Origin of the sequence: Paraburkholderia sp. Ac-20342 (genome assembly GCF_017104985.1) — a bacterium.
Classification (GTDB): domain Bacteria; phylum Pseudomonadota; class Gammaproteobacteria; order Burkholderiales; family Burkholderiaceae; genus Paraburkholderia.
In genome coordinates, this window is record NZ_JAAGPQ010000202.1 from 1 (window position 1) to 2191 (window position 2191).

The following is a 2191-nucleotide window of genomic DNA, read 5'->3' on the forward strand; positions in this document are numbered from 1 at the left end:
ACACACTGGCCCATTCTGCGAAGCTCAGATTGGTGGTGATGATGACACTGGTTCGTTCGTAGAGCTTGCTGAGCAGATGAAACAGCAGCGCACCGCCGGTCTGGCTGAACGGCAGATAGCCGAGTTCGTCGAGCACCACGAGATCGGCGTACACGAGTCGCGTTGCGAGTTGTCCGGGCTTGCCCACGAGCTTCTCCTGTTCGAGCGCATTGACCAGTTCGATGGTGGAGAAGAAGCGCACGCGACGACGATGATGTTCGAGAGCCTGCACACCGATTGCAGTTGCCAGATGCGTCTTTCCCGTACCGGGTCCACCCACCAGAACGATGTTGTGTGCCGAGTCGATAAATTCGCACTGGTACAACTGGCGCACCAGCGCTTCATTGGCGTCGCTGCAACTGAAGTCAAAGCCGCCGATGTCGCGATACGCCGGGAAGCGTGCCGCCTTCATCTGATACGCGAGGGAACGCACCTCGCGCTCTGCGATTTCCGCCTTGAGCAATCCTGCCAGCACCAGAGAAGCCGACTTGTAGGCCGGTGAGTCCTGCGCGGCGAGCTCGCCTAACGCCTGAGCCATACCGTGCAGCTTGAGCGACTTGAGCATCTGCATCATGACGTCAGGCTGCATGGTTGTCCTCCCGACCCCTTAGTCGGTCGTAGCGGCCGACGTTGGCTTGCGGTTCAACGGTCAGTGCAAAGGCCTGCGGCGTCTGCAGCGGCGGCACAGGCGGGCTGTCGAGCAGCCGGCTCAGGATGTTCAGCACCGTCTGCTTGTTGGGTGCGCCGGCTTCGAACGCGAGCTCGACGGCTGCGAGCACCATCTGTTCGTCGTGCAACAGGACCAGCGCCAGAATCTCGACCATCTCCCGATCGCCGCCGGGACGCTTCAGCAACACGCCCTGCAGCTTGCGGAATCCGGCCGGAAACTCGGCGAAGGGTGCGCCATTGCGAAGCGCTCCGGGTTTGCGCTGCAGGACTGCCAGATAGTGACGCCAGTCGTAGATGGTCTCGCCATGGTCGTGGCTGCGGTTGATACACCGCTCGTGCTCAGCAATCACCTGACCTTCGGCAACGAACACGAGCTTTGCGGCGTAGACGCGCAAGCTGATGGGGCGGTTGGCGAACGACGCCGGCACGCTGTAGCGGTTGCGCTCGAAGTTCACGAGGCAGGTTGGCGAGACGCGTTTGGTGTGTTCGACGAAGCCATCGAATGGCTGGCCGACCGGCATCAGGTGTGGCCGCTCGGCAGACCACGCGTCCCAGATCGTCATGTCCTGCTCCGGGTGCCGCGTCTGCTGCCATAGCAGCACGCACTGGTCAGCCAGCCAGTCGTTTAACGCGGCCAGCGAACCGAACGCCGGCACCTTCTGCCAGAGCCGGTGACGGCTGTCCTGGACGTTCTTCTCGATCTGCCCCTTCTCCCAGCCGGAGGCGACGTTGCAGAACTCGGCGTCAAACAGGTAGTGGCTCACCATCGCGCTGAACCGCGCGTTGACCTCGCGCACCTTGCCGGGACGTACCCTGTCGACGGCGGTCTTCATGTTGTCGTAGATGCCGCGGCGTGGAATGCCGCCCCAGGCGACGAACGCGTGATGATGCGCGTCGAACAGCATCTCATGGGTCTGCAGGAGATAGGCACGCAGGAAGAAGGCACGGCTGTGACTGAGCTTGAGCTGCGCGACCTGCAGCTTGGTGCGCTCGCCATTGATGATGGCCCAGTCCTCGCTCCAGTCGAACTGGAACGCTTCGCCGGCGGCAAACCGGAGCGGAACGAAGGTTCCGCGTCCGGTCGTCCTGGCCTGCTCGTGCTGTTCCTGTCGCCAGCGCCGGGCAAACGCCGCGACACGGTCGTAAGAGCCGGTGAAACCCAGTGCGCACAGGTCTGCGTGGATTTGCTTCAGGGTTCTGCGCTGTTTGCGGGGCCGGTTTGCCTCCGTCTTGAGCCAGCCTGCGAGCTTCGCAGCGAACCCATCGAGTTTGCTGGGGCTGTGGCGTTCGGGATAGGCCGGCAGGACCGTGCCAGCCCGTATGTAACGCCTGACCGTGTTTCTCGACACGCCCAGTCGTTTGGCAATCTCGCGCAACGAGACATGATCGCGAAAGTGCCAGCGTCGGATGATGCTCAATATAGCCACGTCGATCACTCCGTTCCCCCGCCCGTTGCCGAGCAGGTCAGTGTTCTACGTGGGTC

General features: G+C 62.5%; 2 protein-coding genes. Both read right to left on the reverse strand.

Going from position 1 to position 2191, the window contains the following annotated elements; translation table 11 throughout:
- The coding region (gene istB / locus G3N58_RS33730; protein WP_206001355.1) for an IS21-like element helper ATPase IstB at nucleotides 1-628 on the reverse strand (628 nt) is incomplete at its 3' end.
- Nucleotides 618-2144 carry an IS21 family transposase gene (gene istA, locus G3N58_RS33735; RefSeq protein WP_206001356.1) on the reverse strand — a complete coding sequence of 509 codons (1527 nt, stop codon included), beginning with the start codon at nucleotides 2142-2144 and terminating at the stop codon, nucleotides 618-620. The genes istB and istA, both read right to left, overlap by 11 nt.
- Nucleotides 2145-2191 lie beyond the last annotated feature (47 nt).